18 protein-coding genes and 1 riboswitch are annotated in these 21,317 nt (G+C 59.3%); of the genes, 13 read left to right on the top strand and 5 right to left on the bottom strand.

The annotated features are described in order from the left end of the window. Window positions 1-83 precede the first annotated feature (83 nt). Window positions 84-1,442, top strand: coding sequence for a type III glutamate--ammonia ligase (gene glnT, locus FDP08_RS09905; RefSeq protein ID WP_137435930.1), 1,359 nt, complete (start codon window positions 84-86; stop codon window positions 1,440-1,442). 171 nt (window positions 1,443-1,613) lie between these two features. Here glnT and FDP08_RS09900 read toward each other — a convergent pair whose 3' ends face one another. From FDP08_RS09900 to FDP08_RS09880, 5 genes are all read right to left on the bottom strand, one after another. Next, complete coding sequence (locus tag FDP08_RS09900) at window positions 1,614-2,225, bottom strand: TetR family transcriptional regulator (RefSeq protein ID WP_137435928.1); 612 nt, start codon at window positions 2,223-2,225, stop codon at window positions 1,614-1,616. A gap of 222 nt (window positions 2,226-2,447) precedes the next feature. Next, window positions 2,448-3,515 (bottom strand): putative urea ABC transporter substrate-binding protein, encoded by a 1,068-nt coding sequence (locus tag FDP08_RS09895; protein ID WP_137435926.1) that lies wholly within the window; start codon window positions 3,513-3,515, stop codon window positions 2,448-2,450. 64 nt (window positions 3,516-3,579) lie between these two features. After that, the gene (uca, locus tag FDP08_RS09890; RefSeq protein ID WP_137435925.1) at window positions 3,580-7,215 is read right to left on the bottom strand and encodes an urea carboxylase; all 3,636 of its coding nucleotides are present in this window, start codon (window positions 7,213-7,215) and stop codon (window positions 3,580-3,582) included. Beyond that, the gene (locus FDP08_RS09885) at window positions 7,206-7,844 is read right to left on the bottom strand and encodes an urea amidolyase associated protein UAAP2 (protein WP_137435923.1); all 639 of its coding nucleotides are present in this window, start codon (window positions 7,842-7,844) and stop codon (window positions 7,206-7,208) included. The genes uca and FDP08_RS09885 overlap by 10 nt, the downstream gene beginning before the upstream one ends. Window positions 7,845-7,856: 12 nt before the next feature. Beyond that, window positions 7,857-8,591: an urea amidolyase associated protein UAAP1 gene (locus tag FDP08_RS09880; protein WP_137435921.1), complete on the bottom strand. Its 735-nt coding sequence runs from the start codon at window positions 8,589-8,591 to the stop codon at window positions 7,857-7,859. Window positions 8,592-8,648: 57 nt separating this feature from the next. Continuing rightward, window positions 8,649-8,773: riboswitch (guanidine-I (ykkC/yxkD leader) on the bottom strand. Window positions 8,774-9,140: 367 nt separating this feature from the next. On the opposite strand from FDP08_RS09880, the gene exaC reads away from it, so the two are divergent. The 12 genes from exaC to FDP08_RS09820 all read left to right on the top strand — a co-directional run bounded on the left by exaC (window position 9,141) and on the right by FDP08_RS09820 (window position 21,316). Next, entirely contained in the window at window positions 9,141-10,661 is a 1,521-nt protein-coding gene (gene exaC / locus FDP08_RS09875) for an acetaldehyde dehydrogenase ExaC (RefSeq protein ID WP_137435919.1), read from the top strand. Window positions 10,662-10,995: 334 nt separating this feature from the next. Continuing rightward, window positions 10,996-11,067 (top strand): pyrroloquinoline quinone precursor peptide PqqA, encoded by a 72-nt coding sequence (gene pqqA / locus FDP08_RS09870; protein ID WP_007153157.1) that lies wholly within the window; start codon window positions 10,996-10,998, stop codon window positions 11,065-11,067. Between the two features lie 53 nt (window positions 11,068-11,120). After that, a complete protein-coding gene (gene pqqB / locus FDP08_RS09865) occupies window positions 11,121-12,050 on the top strand; it encodes a pyrroloquinoline quinone biosynthesis protein PqqB (RefSeq protein ID WP_137435917.1) in 930 nt (309 codons plus the stop codon). Continuing rightward, window positions 12,047-12,802, top strand: a complete 756-nt coding sequence (pqqC, locus tag FDP08_RS09860; protein ID WP_137435915.1) for a pyrroloquinoline-quinone synthase PqqC — start codon at window positions 12,047-12,049, stop codon at window positions 12,800-12,802. The genes pqqB and pqqC overlap by 4 nt, the downstream gene beginning before the upstream one ends. Then, a complete protein-coding gene (gene pqqD / locus FDP08_RS09855; protein ID WP_137435913.1) occupies window positions 12,802-13,077 on the top strand; it encodes a pyrroloquinoline quinone biosynthesis peptide chaperone PqqD in 276 nt (91 codons plus the stop codon). Before pqqC ends, pqqD begins: the two co-directional genes overlap by 1 nt. Then, window positions 13,074-14,228 (top strand): pyrroloquinoline quinone biosynthesis protein PqqE, encoded by a 1,155-nt coding sequence (gene pqqE, locus FDP08_RS09850; RefSeq protein WP_228263272.1) that lies wholly within the window; start codon window positions 13,074-13,076, stop codon window positions 14,226-14,228. The genes pqqD and pqqE overlap by 4 nt, the downstream gene beginning before the upstream one ends. Window positions 14,229-14,247: 19 nt before the next feature. Further along, entirely contained in the window at window positions 14,248-16,092 is a 1,845-nt protein-coding gene (locus FDP08_RS09845; protein WP_228263271.1) for an alpha/beta hydrolase family protein, read from the top strand. A 58-nt stretch (window positions 16,093-16,150) separates the two neighbouring features. Next, window positions 16,151-17,314 carry an alcohol dehydrogenase-like regulatory protein ErcA gene (gene ercA / locus FDP08_RS09840; RefSeq protein ID WP_137435911.1) on the top strand — a complete coding sequence of 388 codons (1,164 nt, stop codon included), beginning with the start codon at window positions 16,151-16,153 and terminating at the stop codon, window positions 17,312-17,314. Then, window positions 17,298-19,052, top strand: a complete 1,755-nt coding sequence (locus tag FDP08_RS09835; RefSeq protein WP_137435909.1) for a PAS domain-containing hybrid sensor histidine kinase/response regulator — start codon at window positions 17,298-17,300, stop codon at window positions 19,050-19,052. The genes ercA and FDP08_RS09835 overlap by 17 nt, the downstream gene beginning before the upstream one ends. Before the next feature lie 48 nt (window positions 19,053-19,100). Beyond that, window positions 19,101-19,385, top strand: a complete 285-nt coding sequence (locus tag FDP08_RS09830) for a hypothetical protein (RefSeq protein ID WP_137435907.1) — start codon at window positions 19,101-19,103, stop codon at window positions 19,383-19,385. A gap of 27 nt (window positions 19,386-19,412) precedes the next feature. After that, a complete protein-coding gene (locus tag FDP08_RS09825; RefSeq protein ID WP_137435905.1) occupies window positions 19,413-20,789 on the top strand; it encodes a class II fumarate hydratase in 1,377 nt (458 codons plus the stop codon). Between the two features lie 44 nt (window positions 20,790-20,833). Further along, the gene (locus FDP08_RS09820) at window positions 20,834-21,316 is read left to right on the top strand and encodes a CDP-archaeol synthase (RefSeq protein ID WP_137435903.1); all 483 of its coding nucleotides are present in this window, start codon (window positions 20,834-20,836) and stop codon (window positions 21,314-21,316) included. Window position 21,317 lies beyond the last annotated feature (1 nt).

Genomic DNA, 21,317 nt, shown 5'->3' with positions numbered 1-21,317 from the left:
AGTTGAATGGCAAAGCTCTAGAAAGAAACGTGCCAGAACACACATTGATTACCCGCTTCGCCGGGTTAATGAGGGGAAACGCAATGACAGACCTGACCAACAACCAGGCCTTGAAACAGAAGCTCGCGGATGCCGGCGTCAAATACGCCATCGCCAGTTACGTGGATATTCATGGCATCAGTAAGGGTAAGTTTGTGCCCGTTGCTCACCTTGGCCAGATGATGGAAGGCTCCGAGCTATACACCGGGGCCGCCCTGGACGGCGTGCCTCAGGATATCTCCGATGACGAAGTGGCGGCGATACCGGATGCTGATGGCGTGGCCATCTGCCCCTGGAACCGCCAGCTGGCGTGGTTTCCCGGCAACCTGTACCTGAATGGTGCGCCTTTTGAGGCCTGCTCCCGCAACATTCTCCGGCGCCAGCTGGATGCGGCTGCCAGCAAGGGTTATCGCTTCAACCTGGGCATCGAGACCGAGTTTTTCATATTCCGCGACACCGAGGATGGCGGTTTCGCACCCCTGAGTGACCGCGATACCCTCGGCAAACCCTGCTACGACCCACGCACCCTGATGGACAACCTGCCCGTCTTGGACGAGCTGGTGGATGCCATGAACGAACTGGGATGGGATGTGTACTCGTTCGACCACGAAGACGCCAACGGCCAGTTCGAAACCGACTTCAAATACGCCGACGGCCTGACCATGGCCGACCGCCTGGTATTCTTCCGCATGATGGCTAACGAAATCGCCCGCAAGCACGGCGCGTTTGCCAGCTTCATGCCGAAGCCATTTGGTGACCGAACCGGCAGCGGCGCCCACTACAATATGTCTTTGGCGGACATCAAAACCGGCAAGAACCTGTTCGAGCCTGACGGCGATGACCTGCATGACTGCGGCATCAGCAAGATTGCCTATCACTTCACCGCCGGTGTGTTGAAACACGGTGCCGCCATCAGCGCCGTCATCGCTCCCACGGTAAACAGCTATAAGCGTCTGGTTCGCCAGGGCAGCATGTCCGGTTCCACCTGGGCACCGGTGTTCATGTGCTACGGCTCCAACAACCGCACCAATATGATCCGCATCCCCGGCATGGGCGGCCGCATTGAGTGCCGCGCCGCCGATATCGCCTGTAACCCCTACCTCGGCAGCGCCCTGATTTTGGCCGCCGGCCTGGAAGGCATCCGTGAGGGCCTCGATGTGGGCGCTCCCCACCACGAAAACATGTACAACTACAGCGACGCGGAAATCGCCGAGCGTGGCATCGAATACCTGCCCCGTAACCTGGGTGAGGCGGTGGAGGCTTTCGAGGCAGATCCGCTGGCCAAAGAGGTGTTCGGCGAGGCAATGTTCAAAAGCTTTGTGGAGTACAAGAAAGGAGAATGGGAGAGCTACCAGAACCACGTGTCTGAATGGGAGGTGGAGCGGTATCTGAAGATGTTCTGATCGGTTTTACTCTGACCGCGCTGGCGGGTGGGAGCCCTTTCAGGGCCACGCTGTAAATACGTCCCTGTACGCTTGACGAAAACATCCCTGTTTTCGACATCCCCTGAAAGGGCTCCCACCCGCCAGCGCTACCATGCAGTTGCCTGCAACCACGAATGGCGCTTTCTTTCGCTACTTCTTCCCGAGCAATGCCCAAAATTGCCGCTGAAAAAACGGCGTTTCCCGTTTAAGTGAAAACAGTTTTGGCGCAAACAGCCACGTCTGGGTAATGCCCATCAAATAGGTGTAACTTAGCAAGCCCAGGTCTTTGGGGTCTTCTTCCGTTGTGATCAAACCTTGCTCAACCGCCTGCCCCACCAAATCCCGGAACAGCCCGATAATCGACTTCGTCAGCGCCCGCTCCCGCTTCAGCGTGCGGCTCATGGCATCGGTCAGTTCGGTCTTGTTCAACAGAATCTCGAAGGACTGCCGGTATTGTCTGTTATTGGCCAGTAGCTCCAGCCATTGCTTGATAAACCGGTCCATCGCCTCAATCGGCGTCTCCCACATACCTGCGCATTCAGCCACCAACGCTTCCAGCGGTTCCTGGGAATAGGCGAGCACCGCTTCGTAAAGGTCATCCTTGTTCTGAAAATGCCAGTAAATCGGCCCACGGCTGCAACCAGCTTCTTTGGCAATACGGCTCAGCGTAGTGAGGGAATAACCATCCCGACTGAACAGTGTTAACGCAGCTTCCAGAACTGTCTGGCGGGTCTTCTCAGCATCTTCCTTGGTTCGACGCATTGGTAGATTTCTCTCCGGTTTGCACTTGCGTTCGGGGTTGGGGGCGGGTGGTCTCTCCAAAGCTGTACGGAGCCATGGATGGCCGAGTCCAAGCGTCACATGGATGTGCCGAAGGAGCGTGTTTTGGAGAGACCATCCGCCCCCAACCATGCTCCAAAGCCAACAAAAAAGGGCACGAGTCATCGTGCCCTTCGGTAACTTATGAGGCAAGCAACGAGATCATCAGATTTCGCCGTCAGCGGCCATCTGCATGAAGCTGTCGTTAAACCGCAGCTTCACATTGCTCGAGTCGCCCATGATGGAGCCGTCCGGGAACTCGATGCCAACGAAGTCCGGGCTCATGGCACCCTGGCCCAGCAGGCCCTTGTCGAACGAGAACTGACGAACACTGTCCATCGCCTCCCGGGCTTCCTCGCTGCGGATAAACTCCACCGAATCCTCCGGCTTCCAGAACATCTTCATGCCCTCCAACTGCGCCTCGTAACCGACCTGATCGGTACCTGAAATCTCACCGAGGAACGCCCGAGCTTCCTGACCCTCCTCGGAATCGGACGCCAGGATACTCATGGTCTCGTACCAGGCACCGACCAACGCCTTGCCCAGTTTCGGATTGTCTTCCAGTGTCTCGGTGTTCACCAGTGTCAGATCCTTGATGTGGCCCGGAATCTGGCTGGAATCAAACAGCGGCGTCGCGCCAGGGTAGTTGGTTACTTCCGTCAACAGCGGGTTCCAGGTTGCGACGTGGCGAACGTCGTCGGTCTGGAATGCGGATACCAGATCAGCATCGGAAATGTTCACCACACTGATGTCGCGCTCTTCCAGCCCAACAGTGTTCAGGGCGCGGACCAGCAGATAATGGGAAACGGACAGCTCCACCAGGTGCACGGTTTCGCCTTCCAGTTCTTCAATGGACGTGGCGTCCTTGGAGACAAGGCCATCGTTGGCATTGGAGTAGTCACCTACGATCAGCGCTGTGGTATCTATGCCCGATGCTGCCGGAATCGACAGTCCGTCCATGCTGGTCGCCACCACGCCGTCAAACTGGCCGGCGGTGAACTGGTTGATGGATTCGATGTAGTCGTTGACCTGCACGATGTCCACCTCGATATCGTACTTGTCCGCCCACTTTTCCATGATTCCGTAGTCCTCAGCGTACTGCCAGGGCACCCAGCCGGCGTAGATGGTCCAGGCGATGCTGAAGGAATCTTTTTCCTCGGCGAGTGCGCCCATGGACAGGGACGCGGTCAGCAGGCCGGCCGCCAGACGTTTGTTCAGGTCAGATGTTTTCATGGTGTCTCTCCTCGGGCGTTGCCCGTTTTGGTAGATCTGGTCTTTTATTTCAACGTTGTTGGCATTACTCGGTAATTTCTTCCACGATTACCACTGGCGTTCCCGGTGAGACCGCCTGGCCGGCCTCTCGGCGCACGTCGACCACGCGGCCGGCAATCGGGCTCAGTAGCTCAATCTCCATCTTCATGGATTCGACAACGGCCACCGGGCGCTGGGCTTCTATGGTGTCGCCGGGCTTGACCAGGCATTCCCAAAGGTTGCCAGCCACGTGGCTTTCCACTGCATGCTGGCCGGCGGGCAGGTTGGCGATGTCGTCCTCGCCGGTGTCCTCGATGGGCGCTTCGGAACTGAAATTGATCTGGCCGGATTCGATCCAGCGCTGCAGTTCCTCATCGAATGCCTGCTTTCGTTTATCAGTGAAGGTCTGGATCTCGTCGTTGTTTTCCGAAAGAAACCGCTCGTAGTCCTTCAGGTTGAAGCGGGTTTCCTCGACCTTGATCGGGTAGTCACCGTTCGGGAAGTCCCGACGAATCTGCTGCAGCTCTTCGGCGCTGACCTCGTAGAAACGTACCTGGTCGAAAAACCGCAGCAGCCAGGGCTTGCCGGGCTCGAAGAAGTCTGTGGTGCGGTAACGGTTCCACATCTGCAGGGTGCGACCGACAAACTGGTAGCCGCCCGGGCCTTCCATGCCGTAGATGCACAGATAGGCGCCGCCAATGCCCACGGAGTTTTCCGCGGTCCAGGTGCGGGCCGGGTTGTACTTGGTGGTGACCAGCCGGTGGCGGGGGTCCAGAGGGGTGGCAACCGGTGCGCCCAGATAGACATCACCCAGGCCCATCACCAGATAGCTCGCATCGAAGACGGTTTTTTTCACGTCGTCGATGCTGTTCAGGCCATTAATGCGGCGGATGAACTCCAGGTTGCTCGGGCACCAGGGGGCGTCCTTGCGCACCGACTGCATGTATTTGGCGATTGCGGTCTGGCAGGCTTCGTCGTCCCAGGACAGGGGCAGGTGCACGATGCGCGCCGGCACGTCCCATTCCGGCTGCTTTTCCAGTGCCTTTTCGGCACTGATCAGCAGGTCAAGCAGCGTGCGCTGATTCAGTGTCTGGCTGTCGTAATGCACCTGCAGGGAGCGGATGCCCGGTGTGAGTTCCAGAATGGCGTCGTGGTTTTGTTCACGCAGCCACAGCATCAGGGCGTGGGCGCGGAAGCGCAGTCGAATATCCAGCTCCATGGGGCCGTATTCCACCAGCACGTAGTTGTCGCCGGCGGCCCGGTACACCACACCGGTTTCATGGTCGCTGGTACTCAGCGAATCCAGAATCGGGGTTTCCGGTTTGATAGGCGTGATACGTGCGGTGGCAGGCGTCAGCGTTGCAACGGACTCGTCCAGCGCTTCCCTTAGGGCAACGGCCTGGTCCTGGCTGACCGGCACAAACCGCACCTTGTCGCCGGCCTTGAGCTGGCCCAGTTTCCACAGATCGGCGCTGATCACGGTGACCGGGCAGACGAAGCCACCCAGGCTGGGGCCATCGGGGCCGAGGATCACCGGCATGTCGCCGGTGAAATCCACGGTGCCCACGGCGTAGGCGTTATCGTGAATGTTGGAGGGATGCATACCGGCTTCGCCGCCGTCGCTGCGGGCCCATTCCGGTTTCGGGCCGATCAGGCGAACGCCGGTGCGGCTGGAGTTGTAGTGGATTTCCCAGTCGCTGCTGAAAAAGGTGTCGATGTCCTGGCCGGTGAAATAGTCCGGCGCCCCGTGGGGGCCATAGGTCACATGGAGCTTCCAGGTCTTGCCGATGGTCGGTTTCAGCTCGTTGGGCAGGGTAGTGGCAGCAACGGGCGTGGCGTCGCTCAAAGCCAGCACATCCCCGGCCCGCAGGGCCCGGCCACAGTGACCGCCAAACTGTCCCAGGGTAAACGTACTGCAGGAGGTGAGGTATTCCGGGCAATCCAGGCCGCCACGGAATAGCACATAGGCCCGTGCACCATCGCCGGTGGTGGCTCCGAGTTTCAGGGTGGCGCCGGCGGGCACGTCGATCACCTGCCAGAAACCCACCGGCTCATCGTTCAGGGTGGCGTCCAGTGGTGCGCCTGCAAGCACAATCTGGGTGGCCCGGTTAAAGCTGAGCACCGGCCCCTTGAGGGTGATTTCCAGGCCCGGTGCTTTTTCCGGGTTGCCCAGCAGTCGGTTACCGAGCCGGAACGAGTAGCTGTCGAAAGGGCCGGATGGCGGTACACCGATTTCCCAGTAGCCGATCCGTCCGGGGTAATCCTGGATAGTCGTCATTGTGCCGCCACTGAGCACGTCCACGGTGGCTGGCTGGTAGTCGAATTCATTGAGGGTGCGAGTGAACAGGCGGCCTTCCACAAAACGCGGGTCATCCAGCACCTGGCGAACGTACTTCAGGTTGGTTTCAATGCCATACAGCCGACTGTCATCCAGGGCTAGCATCAACCGCTTGCGGGCTGCCTCGCGGTCCTGCTCATGCACAATGACCTTGGCCATCATGGGGTCGAACAGGGGCGAGACTTCGGTGCCCGGCTGTATCCAGGTGTCAATCCGCAGGCCTTCATCATCTGGCCAGGTTACGTTTGTCAGCAAACCTGCACCGGGCTGGAAATCCTTGTTGGGATCCTCGGCATAGATGCGCGCCTGAATGGCATGTCCGGAAGCAGTAAGGTTGCCACTCAGCCCTTTCAGATCGGGCAGGGTGCCGGCCCCGAGTTCCACCATCCAGCGCACCAGGTCCACACCGTAAACCTGTTCGGTGACACCGTGCTCTACCTGTAAGCGGGTGTTCACTTCCAGGAAGTAGAACTCGGTGGTGTCCGGGTCGTAGATAAACTCCACGGTGCCGGCACTGCGGTAGGCAATGCTTTCGCCCAGCTGGCGGGCGGTGGCATGCATGCGGGTGCGGACGTCGTCGGTCAGACCGGGCGCAGGCGCTTCCTCGATCACCTTCTGGTTCCGGCGCTGGGCGGAGCAGTCCCGCTCGCCCAGGGCAGCCACCTGGCCTTTTCCGTCTCCGAACAGCTGCACTTCAATATGGCGCGCGTGCTCCACGAATTTTTCCAGGAACACGCCGCTGTTGCTGAAGTTGTTCTGGCTCAGGCGCTGTACCGACTCGAAAGTCTTGCCCAGCTCCTCGGCGCTGTAACAGCGGGACATGCCAATGCCACCACCGCCGGCAGTGCTTTTCAGCATCACCGGATAGCCGATTGCCTCAGCCGCCTGTATCGCTTCGTCCAGACCCGTCAGCAGGCCGGTGCCGGGCAGCAGTGGTACGCCAGCTTCCTCGGCCAGAGCCCGGGCGGTGTGCTTGAGGCCGAATTGCTCCATCTGTTCGGGCGTAGGGCCGAGGAACACCACGCCCTCGGCATCACAACGACGGGCAAAATCCGCGTTTTCGCTGAGAAATCCATAGCCCGGATGGATGGCGCCCGCGCTGCTCTTGCGGACGATCTCGAAAAGCTTGTCCTGGTCCAGATAGGTGGCTGCGGCCGAGCCTTCACCCAGCGAGTAAGCTTCGTCTGCCTGTCGCACATGCAGGGAGTCGGCATCCGCCTCGGCGTAGACCACCACCGAAGTGATCCCCATTTCCCGCAGGGTGCGAATCACCCGGCAGGCAATGGCGCCGCGATTGGCAATCAGGACTTTGTCGGGGTTATTGAGGGCGCCGGTCAGCTCCATACCAGCACCTCGATCGGTGTGGGGTTCCAGCCGTTGCAGGGGTTGTTCAGCTGCGGGCAGTTGGAGATCATTACCAGCACGTCCATCTTCGCTTCCAGCTCCACATATTTGCCGGCGTCGGAAATGCCATCGGCGAAGGTCAGGCCGCCGTCCGCGGTCACCGGCACGTTCATGAAGAAGTTGATGTTGTGGGTGATGTCCCGCTTGGTCATGCCCAGCTCTTCATGCTCGGTAACCGCTACCAGCCAACTGTCGCGGCAGGCGTGCATGCACTTTTTTTCCAGTGCATAACGGGTGGTGTTGCTCTCCGCCGCGCAGGCGCCACCCAGGGTGTCGTGACGGCCACAGGTATCGGCGGTGATCTCCAGCATTACGTTGTTTTCCGAGGACATCAGCCTGGAACCGGCGGTCAGGTAAACGTTGCCTTGCTCGCGGATGGTGTCTGCGGCGCTGTAACGCTCGGAGGGGTTGTGGGCGTTGTAGAAAAGGGTGTCTGCGGCCTGGTTGCCTTCCAGGTCCAGGATGCGGACGGTCTGGCCGGCCTTAACGACTTTCAGGAAATACTCGCCTGCCGGTACGGTTTCGCGGAAGGCGGCGTTGTCGGGTTTCAATGCGCTTTGCTTGATCATGTCCGGCCTCCGTTACTGAAACAGGTGATAAAGGGCAGTGTTGGCGAAGGCGCGGGTGGCCTCCGGTGACGAGAGCTTACAAGGGTCGGCATCGTTCACTGGGGCCGACTTGAACAGCTGGTAACGCACGGGATGGCTGGGGTACTCGCTGGCCGGATTCATCGGATGCGGGCAGGTGTGCAGCACCACGATGGTGTCCATCTCGAAACGCAGGTCTACGGTGGCGCCGGCGTGCGAGTGGTTGGCGTCGAAGGCCATGTTGCCGTCGTCGTCGGTTTGCACCTTGCTGAACCAGTTCAGGTTGGCGGTCAGGTCTTTCTTGCCCAGGCCGTACTTGGCCAGCTCGTTGAGGAAGCTGGTAGAGCCGTTGCGGTGATAGTGGTTGTGGGCTTCCTGATAGGTCTTTTTGCCCCAGCGCTTTTCGACCAGTTCGGCGTTGCAGGTGCCGCTGACCGTATCATGCCAGCCCAGGTCGTCGCGGATGACCGAGGCAAACACCCGGCCCATGTCCGAAAGCAATACGTGGCCCCTGGTCAGCAGGAAGGTGTGCTGATTTTTCAGGGTGTCCGGCATGTTGTACCGCTCGAGTGGGTTCTCGGGGTTGTACATCAGCATGCCGACATTGGCCCCGCCGGTTTCGTCAATCAGGCGCAGAACATGGCCGCGACGCATGATGAAAGACCAGTGGGATCCGCCGGGAATCAGATCGTCGTAGAGGGGGGCTGCGCTATTGAGAGAGTCGAGCATCGCCTTTTCCTTCTGGTGCGGGGTTCAAAGAAACGAGAGACGTCAGTCACTGAACGATCCTCCCGGGCTTTTGTCCCGCCGTGTAACCTTGGAAAAGGTCGTCAACTCTCGGACCAGTCACCTGTTTTGTCTCGCTTTTGCATCACTACGAGGAACAGGCCGGAACCCTAGTTGAACTATTTGTCAGATTGTCGCGCTTTGATGCTGGTTTCGGTAACCGACTTCTCGCTGCGTCATACGGGTATTGCAGAGACTATGCCAACTATTAACCGTCTGCTTTTGTTGGCTTTTTATTTTGACGGCGAAGTGTGCTTGCTTCCTGTCAGGGCATGCGCACTGTTTTTGTGCGCCAGTGAGGGATTTCACGGTGCAATATTTATTCAGGCAGGTTTGACCAGTACTGGCGCGGCTTTGATGCCATCTACTACTAAGGAACGAGTTTTTCACCTCCATCGAATCATTCACCTATCCGTCGTTGGGGTCTACATTAATTGGGTAAACGCGAAAGGCCGCGTTGCCCTTCGACAAACACAACAAGAGGTTGAGACCATGATCTACGCACAACCAGGAAAGGAAGGCTCCGTCGTCTCCTTCAAACCCCGTTACGAAAATTTTATTGGTGGTGAGTGGGTCGCTCCCGCCAAGGGTCAGTACTTTGAAAACATCACCCCGGTAACCGGTGATCTGATCTGTGAGATTCCCCGTTCCACAGCCGAAGATATCGAACTGGCTCTGGACGCCGCTCACAAGGCCGCACCGGCCTGGGGCAAGACTTCTACCACTGAACGTTCCAACATTCTGCTGAAAATTGCCGACCGCATTGAGCAGAACATCGAGATGCTGGCCGTTGCTGAAACCTGGGACAACGGCAAGGCGGTGCGTGAAACCATCAACGCCGACCTGCCGCTGGCGGTGGACCACTTCCGTTATTTCGCCGGTTGTATCCGCGCCCAGGAAGACACTTCCAGCGCCATTGATAACAACACCGTGGCTTATCACTACCACGAGCCTCTGGGTGTTGTGGGCCAGATCATCCCCTGGAACTTCCCGCTGCTGATGGCGGTGTGGAAACTGGCGCCCTGCCTGGCGGCCGGAAACTGCACCGTGATGAAGCCGGCCGAGCAGACCCCGGCCAGTATCCTGATCCTGATGGACCTGATTGGCGACCTGCTGCCTCCGGGGGTGATCAACATCGTCAACGGATACGGCATCGAGGCCGGTCAGGCGCTCGCTACCAGCAAGCGTATTGCCAAGATCGCGTTTACCGGCTCTACCCCGGTGGGTGCCCATATCCTCAAGTGCGCGGCCGAGAACATCATTCCGTCTACCGTGGAACTGGGTGGCAAGTCCCCCAACATCTACTTCTCCGACGTAATGCAGGCTGAGCCGGAATTCATTGACAAGTGCGTGGAAGGCCTGGTGTTAGCGTTCTTCAACCAGGGTGAAGTCTGTACCTGTCCGTCTCGCGCCCTGGTGCAGGAAGACATGTACGACGAATTCATGGCCAAGGTTATCGAACGCACCAAATCGATCAAGCGTGGCAACCCGCTGGATACCGACGTGCAGGTGGGCGCGCAGGCCAGCAAGGAGCAGTTCGACAAGATCATGTCCTACCTCGAAATCGGCAAGCAGGAAGGCGCGGAAGTGCTGACCGGTGGTGGTCGTGAGGAAATGGAAGGTGAGTTCAACAACGGCTTCTATATTCAGCCAACCCTGTTCAAGGGTAAGAACAACATGCGGGTGTTCCAGGAAGAAATCTTCGGCCCGGTGGTGGGTGTGACCACCTTCAAGGACGAGGAAGAAGCCCTGGCCATTGCCAACGACACCGAGTTTGGTCTGGGTGCCGGCCTGTGGACCCGCGACATCAACCGTGCCTACCGCATGGGCCGTGGCATCCAGGCGGGCCGCGTGTGGACTAACTGCTACCATCAGTACCCTGCTCACGCCGCTTTCGGTGGTTACAAGAAGTCCGGTGTTGGCCGCGAGAACCACAAGATGGCGCTGGACCATTACCAGCAGACCAAGAACCTGCTGGTCAGCTATGACATCAATCCACTGGGCTTCTTCTGAGCCTGGTAAAGCAATGACTGTTGTGCCCGGGCCCATCCACACAGGCCCGGTGGCGAGTCCGCACAAGGATGTGCATTTTCTGCTCCGGTGACTGGCTGGGGCACGTGGGTTTTCCTGCCATTTCCTTGGCCCTTCCCAGGGCCTTTTTTGTTGTTGTCCTCCTGTTTCCGGGGATGGTCCGAAAGGATGACGTTCTGCGCCCGTACCGGCCAAAAATCAGTGCCAAAGTACCATATTTGCCCCTTCGGAGACCGGGTAGGATTGAGAGTGAGTTACCGGAAAGCCGGCTAACGGATCCTGAATGCCACAACAATCATCACAAGAGGAAAGCATCATGTGGACCAAACCAGCCTATGAAGACCTGCGGATCGGCTTCGAAGTCACCATGTACTTCGCCAACCGCTGAGAACCGATGGCCAGCCACTGTGTGCTGGCCATTTCGTGTCTGGAGTTCCCGCCATGCAGATTCGTATCCTTGGTTCCGCAGCCGGAGGTGGTTTTCCCCAGTGGAACTGCAACTGCGCCAATTGTGACGGTTTCCGTAAAGGCACCCTGAACGCTACGGCCCGCACCCAGTCGTCCATTGCCATCAGCGAAGACGGTGTGAACTGGATTCTATGCAACGCCTCGCCGGATATTCGTGCGCAGCTGGCTTCGTTTGACGCCATGCAGCCGGCCCGCGCACTGCGTGATACCGGCATTGGTGCAGTGCTGCTGATAGACAGCCAGGTGGACCATACCACTGGCCTGCTTATGCTACGGGAAGGGCTGCCACTGGATGTGTGGTGCACCGCCCAGGTCCATGAAGATCTCAGCAGCGGCTTTCCACTGTTTCGCATGCTGGAACACTGGAACGGCGGCCCGCGGTGGCATGAGGTGCCCTGCACCGATCAGAAGTCCTTTACCATACCCTGCGCCCAGTCCCTGCGCCTGACCGCTATCCCGTTACTCAGCAATGCGCCACCGTATTCCCCGCGTAGGAACAACCCGCACCCTGGCGACAACATCGGCCTGTTCATTGAAGACACTCGCAGCGGCGAAACCGTGATGTACGCGCCGGGGCTGGGGCAGCCGGATGAGCAGATCCTGGAATGGATGCGCAGGGCCGACACCCTGCTGGTGGATGGCACCGTCTGGCGTGACGATGAAATGTTGCGTTGCGAAGTGGGCACCCGCACTGGCCAGGAAATGGGGCACCTGGCCCAGAGTGGCCCCGGTGGCATGATTGAATTACTCGATAGCATGCCGGCACAGCGCAAGATTCTTATCCATATTAACAACACCAACCCCATTCTGAACGAAGATTCCCCCGAGCGGACCGTGCTGGCAAAGCATGGTATTGAAGTGTCTTTTGACGGAATGCATCTGGACATGGTGGTGCCCTCATGAACGCAATCGCGACCCCGGTCATGAACCGCAAGGATTTCGAGCAGGCCCTGCGGGCCAAAGGCCAGTATTACCACATTCACCACCCCTACCATAAAGCCATGTACAGCGGCGCCTGCACGCCGGAGCAGATCCGCGGCTGGGTGGCCAATCGTTTCTATTATCAGATCAACATTCCCCGTAAAGACGCCGCCATTATGGCGAACTGCCCGGATGCGTCCGTACGCCGGTTATGGCTGCAGCGGGTACTGGATCACGATGGCCACAATGACGACGAGGGCGGAATCGAAGCCTGGCTCAGGCTGGCGGAAGCGGTGGGGCTGACCCGTGAGGAAGTGATTGACCAGAGTCATGTGCTGCCGGGAGTCCGCTTTGCAGTGGATGCCTATCTGAACTTTGCCCACCGGGCTACCTGGCAGGAAGCGGCCTGTTCCTCACTGACCGAACTGTTCGCACCGGAGATTCACCAGTCCCGCCTGGACAGCTGGCCGCAGCACTATCCATGGATCAGGACTGATGGCTATGTCTATTTCCGCAAGCGGCTTTCCGAGGCCCGGAGGGATGTGGAGCACGGCCTCAGCATTACGCTGGAACATTTCACCACTGCGGCACAGCAGGCCCGTGCCCTGGAAATTCTGCAATTCAAACTGGATATCTTATGGTCGATGTTGGATGCCCTGACTATGGCTTATCAGCACCAGACGCCACCGTATCATACCGTCACCGACCAGCCTGTGTGGCACCGGGGGCTGTGATGGCGGTGGCCATGAAACAGATACCAAGACTGCGCCCGGGTTTTCGCTTCCAGTGGGAGCCGGCCCAGAATGCTCACGTGTTGCTGTATCCGGAGGGAATGGTGCGGCTGAATGACAGCGCCGGTGCAGTGCTGAAAGAGGTGGATGGCCAGCGCACTGTCTCCGACATCGTGAAACTCCTGCAACAGCAGTTTCCGGATGCGGGTTCCCTGGAGGAGGATGTCAGCGGCTTCCTCAAGGATGCCGAACAGCAGCACTGGATACTGTTCTCATGACAGGCCATCACGTCATGCCCGCCGGTGATCGCCCTGGTATCGGCCCGCCATTATGGTTGCTGGCGGAGCTGACCTACCGCTGCCCCTTGCAGTGTCCCTACTGCTCGAACCCTCTGGACTTCGCCCAGACCGAGCAGGAACTGACCACCGAAGAGTGGGTAAGGGTGCTGCGTCAGGGTCGCGAGATGGGAGCGGCGCAACTGGGCTTCTCCGGCGGCGAGCCGCTGGTGCGACAGGATCTGCCTGAGCTGATTGCCGAGGCGCGCCAGCTGGGTTACTACACCAACCTGATCACTTCCGGCCTGGGGCTCACAGAAGCCAAGGTGAACGCCTTCCGGGACGCCGGGCTGGACCATATCCAGGTGAGTTTCCAGGCCTCGGACCCGGAGCTGAACAACGCCGTTGCCGGCTCCCGCAAGGCCTTTGATCAGAAACTGGCGATGGCCCGTGCGGTAAAGGAGGCGGGCTACCCCATGGTGCTCAACTTCGTCATCCATCGCCACAATATCCACCAGATGGACGATATCATCAGCCTCTGTGAGCGTCTGGGTGCAGACTATGTGGAACTGGCCACTTGCCAGTACTACGGCTGGGCCTTCGAGAATCGCGAAGGGCTGATGCCTTCCAGGGCGCAACTGGAGAAGGCCGAGGCCGAAGTGAATAGTTACCGCAAGCGCCTGGCGGCCAGCGGCTCGGCCATGAAACTGATCTTCGTCACACCGGATTACTACGAGGAACGGCCAAAAGCCTGCATGAACGGCTGGGGCAGCCTGTTCCTGACAGTGGCCCCGGATGGCACTGCGCTGCCGTGCCACAGTGCCCGCCTGCTGCCCATCGAATTTCCCAATATCCGCGAATCCTCGCTACACTCCATCTGGTACGACAGCCCGGGTTTCAATCATTACCGGGGCGACAGCTGGATGCCGGAGCCCTGCCGCTCCTGCGATGAAAAAGACAAGGACTTCGGCGGCTGCCGCTGCCAGGCCTACCTGCTGACCGGCAATGCCGACAACGCCGACCCGGTATGCAGCAAGTCGCCCCACCACGACCGCATCCTCGCCGCCCGCAAGGCGGCGGATCACGCCACCGCCGGGCTGGAGGAGCTGACCTATCGCAACGCCGACAACTCCCGGTTGTTCTTCCGGGGCTGATACGCCAGACAAAACGATCTTGTCGCCGCTTTCTCCAGAGCAGGCCTCTGCCGCTTTTATCCAGCGGGGAGCGCTGACTGCCTCCCGGGCGGGTATTTTCTGGCTGGAGTTCGATCCGGCCACCGGCAACAACCTGCTCAGAAAGGTAAGCGGAGGTGCCTCTCACCCGGTAACGGGCCCGGAGTTCGGTATTCGCAGCGAGGTTAATGGTTACGGTGGCGGTGCGCTATGTGCCGGGCCGGACGCCCTGTTTGCGGTGGCGGCGTCAGGGCAGCAGATCCACCGAATTGACCCGCGCACAGGGGCCTCCTACGCCTTGACCCGGGACCGGGATGCCAGCTTCGGTGGACTGGTGTGGGATGACGGCCATCACCGTGTTCTGGCGGTAAGAGAAAGTACGGGGTGCCAGCAACTGGTGGCAATACAGGGCGACAACAACGTTCTGCGTCTGCATGAGAGCGAGGATTTTTACAGCGCACCGGCGTTGTCCGCCAGTGGTACGCGCATTGCCTGGGTATGCTGGTCGCTGCCGGACATGCCGTGGGTGAGTTCTGTTCTGTGGGCTGCGGATGTGGATGTCGATGGAGCACTGGTCGGGGCTCGTTGCCTGCCAACGCCCACAGGCGGCAGCGTCCAGCAGCCTGTGTTCGATGGCGAGGAGCTGCACGTGCTGTCGGATCACGAAGGCTGGTGGCAGCCCTGGCAGGTGTCAATCACAACAGGACAGCCCAGGTGGACGCGGCTCGACGCGACAGCTGCGGATCAAGCCAGCGCCCCCTGGCAGTTGGGTGAGCGTCACCACTGGCCGCTGGGGCAGGGAGGCTGGGCCCGGGTGCGCTACGTTTGCGGAAGCGGGGAGCTATGGCTGACGCGGTCTGCCGAGTCCCCACCCGTCAGGGTTGCCGCGGACTACACCGACTTTCGCCACCTGATGGCCTTCAACGACGAACTTTATTGCATTGCCCGGTCGGCTTCACGGCTCGATTCAGTATTGGCAGTGAATCCTGAGACCGGCCATGCCCGCACCCTTGCCGGGGGAGAAACTCCGTTCCCTGATACGCCAATTGTCACCCCGGAAACCTTTCGGGTTCCCCCCTCGGCGAATGTGCGCGAAGAGGTCAGTGGATTCCTGTATCCGCCGGTCGAGGGCAGGTCGGAGAACACGCCTCCACCATTGATCCTGATTGCCCATGGCGGCCCCACATCGACTGCATGGCCGGTATTCAACCCTCAGGTCCAGTTCTGGTGCCATCATGGATTCGCGGTGGCCGAGGTCAATTACCGCGGCAGCGCGGGGTTCGGCCGTGATTTTCGTCTGGCATTGGCCGGCTGCTGGGGCCAGGCAGACGTGGAGGATATGGAGCGGGTGGCAGATTATCTGGTGGCCAGGGGCAGGGGGGATGCTACCCGGCTGTTCATCCAGGGCCGTAGCTCCGGGGGATATACCGTCTTGATGGCCATGACTCGCAGTCAGCGCTTCCGGGCCGGTGCCAGCCTGTTCGGGGTCAGTGACCCCGCTCATCTGCGAGAGGTGACACACCGCTTCGAGTCGGGCTACCTGGACTGGTTGCTGGGACCACCGGACGATTTTCCCGGGCGCTGGCAGGCGCGCACACCGGTACTTCAGGCCCATCGCATCCGCCGGCCAATGATTTTTTTCCAGGGCGGGCAGGATCGGGTGGTGGTGCCGGAGCAGACCAGGGCAATGGTAAAAGTGCTGGAGCAGAGCGGGCAGGCGGTTGAACTCTGGTGGTTTGAAGACGAAGGGCACGGCTTCCGGCAGCGCCGCAACCAGATTGCGTTGCTGGAGAACCTGCTGGCATTCTATCGGCGGTGTAGCCAAAAGTGCGATGATGGCGGATAGCAGTTCAGGTAAACTTGGACTTAATATAACAATAACAGCATCGCTGAAGAGAACGCCCATGAGCTACGACATTTCCGCTCTGCGCAAGTTTGTTTCCCCCGAGATCGTCTTTGGTGCCGGCTCCCGCAAGGCCGTGGCCAACTTTGCGAGCAATTTCGGCGCCCGCCATGTGTTCCTGGTGTCGGACGCGGGTGTGGAAAAAGCCGGCTGGGTTGCGGAAATCGTGGATATTCTGGTGGCGGCGGGCATTCGCGTCACCGTGTTTACCGGCGTGTCGCCCAACCCCAAAGTGGATGAAGTCATGGCCGGCGCGGAGCTGTACCGCTCCAGCGAATGTGATGTGATCGTCGCCATTGGCGGTGGCAGCCCCATGGATTGCGCCAAGGGCATCGGCATAGTCAGCGCCCATGGCCGGAGCATCCTCGAGTTCGAGGGTGTCGATACCATCACCTCGCCGTCGCCACCGATGATTTTGATTCCCACCACGGCCGGTACCTCCGCCGATGTGTCCCAGTTTGCGATCATTTCCGACCCCAACCGGCGCTTCAAGTTTTCCATCATCAGCAAGGCAGTGGTGCCGGATGTGGCGCTGATCGATCCTGAAGTAACGGAAACGATGGATGCCTACCTGACCGCCTGTACCGGTGTCGATGCCCTGGTGCATGCCATCGAGGCTTTCGTCTCCACTGGCAGCGGCCCGCTCACCGACACCAACGCACTGGAAGCAATCCGGCTGATCAACCGTAATCTGGAGCCGCTGGTGCGCAACATCACTGACGTACATCTGCGGGAGCAGATCATGCTGGCGTCCATGCAGGCCGGGCTGGCGTTTTCCAATGCCATTCTGGGAGCTGTACACGCGATGTCACACAGCCTGGGGGGCTTCCTCGATTTGCCCCACGGCCTTTGTAACGCGTTACTGTTGGAACACGTGGTGGCCTACAATTACACCTCCGCTGAGGACCGCTTCAGGCGGGTGGCCGAGGCCATGGATATTGATACCCGCGGTATGTCGAAACCGGTGATCAAACAGCGCCTGATGGAGCGGATTATCGCCCTCAAACGTGCGGTGGGGCTGGAAGCGAAGCTTGCCAAACTGGGCGTGACCACTTCTGATATTCCCTATCTGTCCGGATTTGCACTGCAGGACCCGTGCATTCTCACCAATCCCCGCAAGTCTTCCCGCCGGGATGTCGAAGTGGTTTATGAAGAAGCCCTCTGATTCCAGCGACGCCGATTATGATATCGGTGACCTGCTTGGCCTTGGCAGCCAGTCGGTACGCAAGAACTATTACCCGGCGTTGCAGGCGCGAATAGAGGAACTGGAAAAGGAGCGTAACCGCTACAAGTGGCTGTTTGAAAATGCACTTCACGGTATCTTCCAGGCCAATCTCAGGGGCGGCTTTGTGGCCGCCAACCCTGCGATGGCGCGTATGTGCGGCTATGACAGTGTGGAAGACCTGATCACCCGGGTTATTCGCCTGCGAGAGCAATTGTTCTGCAGTTCCGGCGAATTTGACGCTATTCGCCAGGAGCTGCTGGACCACGGCAGCCTCAGTGCCCGGGAAACCCGGCTGAGGCGCGCAGACAATACGCCCGTGCAGGTTGCGATCACACTTTTGCGGCGGCCGGACCTTGGCCCGGAAGTGGTGGAAGCGTTTGTTGCAGATATCACCGAACGCCACCAGGCGCGGGAAAAGCTGCGCCAGCTCAATGTCGATCTGGAACGCCGGGTAGAGGAACGCACCGACGAGCTGCAGAATGCCAACGTGGTATTGCGCTACCAGATTGAGCAGCGGGAAAAAGTAGAGCAGGAGCTGGTTGTGGCGGTAGACGCTGCGCGGGAAGCCAATGAAAGCAAGGACAAATATCTGGCGGCTGCCAGCCATGACCTGCTCCAGCCCCTCAACGCGGCCCGGCTGTTAGTGTCCGCCCTGATGGACAGCAACCTGCCGGCGGACGAAAACCGCCTTGTGCACCGCGTACAGCGCTCGCTGGAAAGCGCAGAAGACCTGCTGGCGGATCTGCTGGATATCTCCAAGTTGGATCAGAAAGCCATGCAGCCGGACTATATCCGTACCGATATTGGTGAGCTGATGCGTGGACTGGCCGAGGAATTTGAGCCATTGGCCGAAAACGCGGAACTGAATTTTCGTGTACGGCCGGTTGCAGGCAGTGTCCGCACCGATCCGCGAATGCTGACACGGATACTCAGAAACCTGCTGAGCAATGCTTTTCGCTACACCACCGAGGGCGGGATTCTGTTCGCGGCCCGCAAGCGTGGCCCCAACCTGGAAATCGGCGTGTGGGATACCGGTGTCGGTATTGAAAAGGGCAAGCTCGAGGATATTTTCAGGGAGTTTCACCAGATATTGCCTAAAGGGGGCGAGCGTCAGGGCGTTGGTCTGGGGCTGGCGATTGTTGACCGGATGGCGAGGGTGCTGGGTTGCGAAATCCGGGTGGATTCCAGCTATGGCAAGGGCTCTTGCTTCAGCATCCTGCTACCCCTGAGCGCCGTCATGGATGCGCCTGCCGGTGGTAACCGGAACAAGGAGATGCCGGTACCCGTCATCTCGTCCTTTGAGGGGCTTCGCGTTCTGGTCATTGATAATGAAGAACCGGTGCAGGAAAGCATGCGGGCATTGCTGGAACGATGGGGTTGCCGGGTGGTGACCGCAGGAAGCTCGGCCGCAGCCATCGACCACTGCCAGGGCGCCGACATCATTCTTGCGGACTTCCACCTGGATGACAATCGGACCGGATGCGAAGCGATCTATGCGGTGCGTCGTCACTTCGGTCGCGATATACCCGCTGCGGTCATTACCGCCGACCGCAGCGATGATACGCGCCGGCTGATCAGTACCCAGTACCTGCCCATTCTCAACAAGCCGGTAAAACCCAGCCGCCTGAGAGCCCTGGTAACCAGCCTTGCGACATCCCTGAACCCTGATCGGGAATGACGGTCTACACTCTATTCTGTCAACGATTGTTTTGTCAGGAGAGACGCTATGGCCGTTCCCGAAAATGCCCTTACCAACCACGAAGTAACTGTCTGCCTCTCTGGTGGCGCCATACTGGGGCCATTCAATGCCACCTGGTCCAGAGATGAGGGGGGCGACGTGCGAGAACTCGTGCGTGAATACGATGGCTACCTGCAGGGGGAAAAGCAGCACCGGTTCAAGTTTCATCTGCACGATACCTACACCAACACGGTCCACACCCTGATTCTGAATTTTGATCAGGTTACCGGCATTTGCGACCATGTCAGGCTGAAGTCCCCACTTAACGAATGATCGAAGCTGGCTGATAAGGAGAGTGTCATGACCAATTTCAGGACGGAAAAGGACAGTCTGGGAAACGTCCATGTGCCCGAGAATGCTCTCTGGGGAGCCCAGACCCAGCGAGCCGTGGAGAATTTCCCGGTCAGTGGTCAGCCCATGCCGCCCGCCTTTATCGCTGCGGTCGTTCGTGTAAAACAGGCGGCCGCCGATGCCAATGCCAGCCTTGGGCTGCTGGACAACGAGGTGCGTGACGCCATCGTTGCGGCAGGAAATCGAATATTGGAGGGTGAATGCGCCGACCAGTTTCCCGTTGACCGCTACCAGACCGGCTCTGGTACCAGCACCAACATGAATGTGAACGAGGTGATCGCTGCCCTGGCTGCACAGGAAGGTGTCGAGATTCATCCCAACGACCACGTCAACATGAGCCAGAGTTCCAACGATGTGATTCCAACGGCGATTCATGTCAGTGCCGTCACCGAGATTCACGAACGGCTGATTCCGGCACTAACGCACCTTTGCGGCGTTATTTACGAGCGCGAGGCGTTGTTTTCAGATCAGGTCAAAACCGGCCGTACCCATCTGATGGATGCCATGCCTGTCACTCTGGGCCAGGAGTTGCGAACCTGGCGGGAGCAATTGCTGGCCGCCGAGAAGCGGCTGGCCTCTGCCACCGACGATTTGCTTCAGGTCCCCCAGGGCGGGACCGCGGTGGGTACCGGCGTGAATGCCCTGCATGAGTTCCCGGAACAGTTCGTCAAATTTCTGAAATCCAATACCGGCTACCATTTCCACTCGCTGGAGCACAAGTTCGTCGGGCAAAGTGCCATTGATGCGCCGGTAGCGCTGTCGTCACAGCTCCGGGGCCTGGCCATTGTGCTCACCAAAATCGCCAATGACCTGCGCTGGATGAACAGTGGTCCCATTCATGGTCTGGCAGAAATCAGTCTGCCGGCATTACAGCCAGGCAGCAGCATCATGCCGGGCAAGGTGAACCCGGTGATACCGGAGTCGGTGGCCATGGTGGGTGCACAGGTCATGGGCCTGGACAGCAGCATTGCCATTGCCGGCCAGTCAGGCAACTTCCAGCTGAACGTGATGTTGCCACTGGTAGGCGCCAACCTGCTGGACATGATCGAACTACTGAGTAACGCGTCCACCATACTCGGCGATAAGGCTATTCGCGATTTCACCGTGAATTCCGATCACCTGAACGCAGCGGTGGGCAAGAACCCGGTGCTGGTTACGGCGCTGAATCCCGAGATCGGTTACAGCCTGGCTTCTGATATTGCCAAGGAAGCCTACCAGAGCGGAAGACCGGTGATTGACGTTGCGGAAGAGCGCAGCGGTCTTGACCGGGACAGACTGGAGGAATTGATGGATCCCCTGAAACTGACCAAAGGCGGCGTGTCCTGAAAACGAGACGTTCACTGGGCGACATCTGACGGAGGCTGGGCCGGTTGCTGATATCTCTCGAGCTCTTCGTGATGCTGGTGCTGGCAAATGGGGTGCCAGTGGTTGCCGCCCGGGTGTTCGGCCGGCGCTGGTCCGCCCCCGTTGATGGCGGCAGGCTGTGGCGGGATGGGCGACCGCTGCTGGGGAACAGTAAAACCTGGCGAGGTGTGGTGTCGGGCATGCTCGCCTGTGGCCTGTTTGCGCTGATAATTGGTATGGGGTTGCTGTTTGGCCTGGTGTTCGGATTGCTGGGGCTGATCGGGGACATGATCAGCAGCTTCATCAAGCGCCGTGCCGGCCTGGACTCCAGTGCCCGGGCTTTGGGGCTGGACCAGATACCCGAAGCATTGTTGCCGATGATCCTGGCGTGGTATTGGCTGGAACTGAACGGGCTTGTGGTGGCGGGTGTTGTGGCGCTTTTCACCGTCTCCAATATTGTGCTGTCACCACTGCTGTTCCGGCTGGGCATACGTCACCAGCCCCACTGAC

The sequence above is a fragment of the Marinobacter panjinensis genome, from assembly GCF_005298175.1.
Classification (GTDB): Bacteria; Pseudomonadota; Gammaproteobacteria; order Pseudomonadales; family Oleiphilaceae; genus Marinobacter; species Marinobacter panjinensis.
This window is presented reverse-complemented; position numbering and strand designations above follow the sequence as displayed.

What these genes read in the sequence shown, in the direction of transcription:
- glnT (WP_137435930.1), top strand. Translation starts at nt 84, where the DNA reads ATGACAGACCTGACCAACAACCAGGCCTTGAAACAGAAGCTCGCGGAT.
- FDP08_RS09900 (WP_137435928.1), bottom strand. Translation starts at nt 2,225, where the DNA reads ATGCGTCGAACCAAGGAAGATGCTGAGAAGACCCGCCAGACAGTTCTG.
- FDP08_RS09895 (WP_137435926.1), bottom strand. Translation starts at nt 3,515, where the DNA reads ATGAAAACATCTGACCTGAACAAACGTCTGGCGGCCGGCCTGCTGACC.
- uca (WP_137435925.1), bottom strand. Translation starts at nt 7,215, where the DNA reads ATGGAGCTGACCGGCGCCCTCAATAACCCCGACAAAGTCCTGATTGCC.
- FDP08_RS09885 (WP_137435923.1), bottom strand. Translation starts at nt 7,844, where the DNA reads ATGATCAAGCAAAGCGCATTGAAACCCGACAACGCCGCCTTCCGCGAA.
- FDP08_RS09880 (WP_137435921.1), bottom strand. Translation starts at nt 8,591, where the DNA reads ATGCTCGACTCTCTCAATAGCGCAGCCCCCCTCTACGACGATCTGATT.
- exaC (WP_137435919.1), top strand. Translation starts at nt 9,141, where the DNA reads ATGATCTACGCACAACCAGGAAAGGAAGGCTCCGTCGTCTCCTTCAAA.
- pqqB (WP_137435917.1), top strand. Translation starts at nt 11,121, where the DNA reads ATGCAGATTCGTATCCTTGGTTCCGCAGCCGGAGGTGGTTTTCCCCAG.
- pqqC (WP_137435915.1), top strand. Translation starts at nt 12,047, where the DNA reads ATGAACGCAATCGCGACCCCGGTCATGAACCGCAAGGATTTCGAGCAG.
- pqqD (WP_137435913.1), top strand. Translation starts at nt 12,802, where the DNA reads ATGGCGGTGGCCATGAAACAGATACCAAGACTGCGCCCGGGTTTTCGC.
- pqqE (WP_228263272.1), top strand. Translation starts at nt 13,074, where the DNA reads ATGACAGGCCATCACGTCATGCCCGCCGGTGATCGCCCTGGTATCGGC.
- ercA (WP_137435911.1), top strand. Translation starts at nt 16,151, where the DNA reads ATGAGCTACGACATTTCCGCTCTGCGCAAGTTTGTTTCCCCCGAGATC.
- FDP08_RS09835 (WP_137435909.1), top strand. Translation starts at nt 17,298, where the DNA reads ATGAAGAAGCCCTCTGATTCCAGCGACGCCGATTATGATATCGGTGAC.
- FDP08_RS09830 (WP_137435907.1), top strand. Translation starts at nt 19,101, where the DNA reads ATGGCCGTTCCCGAAAATGCCCTTACCAACCACGAAGTAACTGTCTGC.
- FDP08_RS09825 (WP_137435905.1), top strand. Translation starts at nt 19,413, where the DNA reads ATGACCAATTTCAGGACGGAAAAGGACAGTCTGGGAAACGTCCATGTG.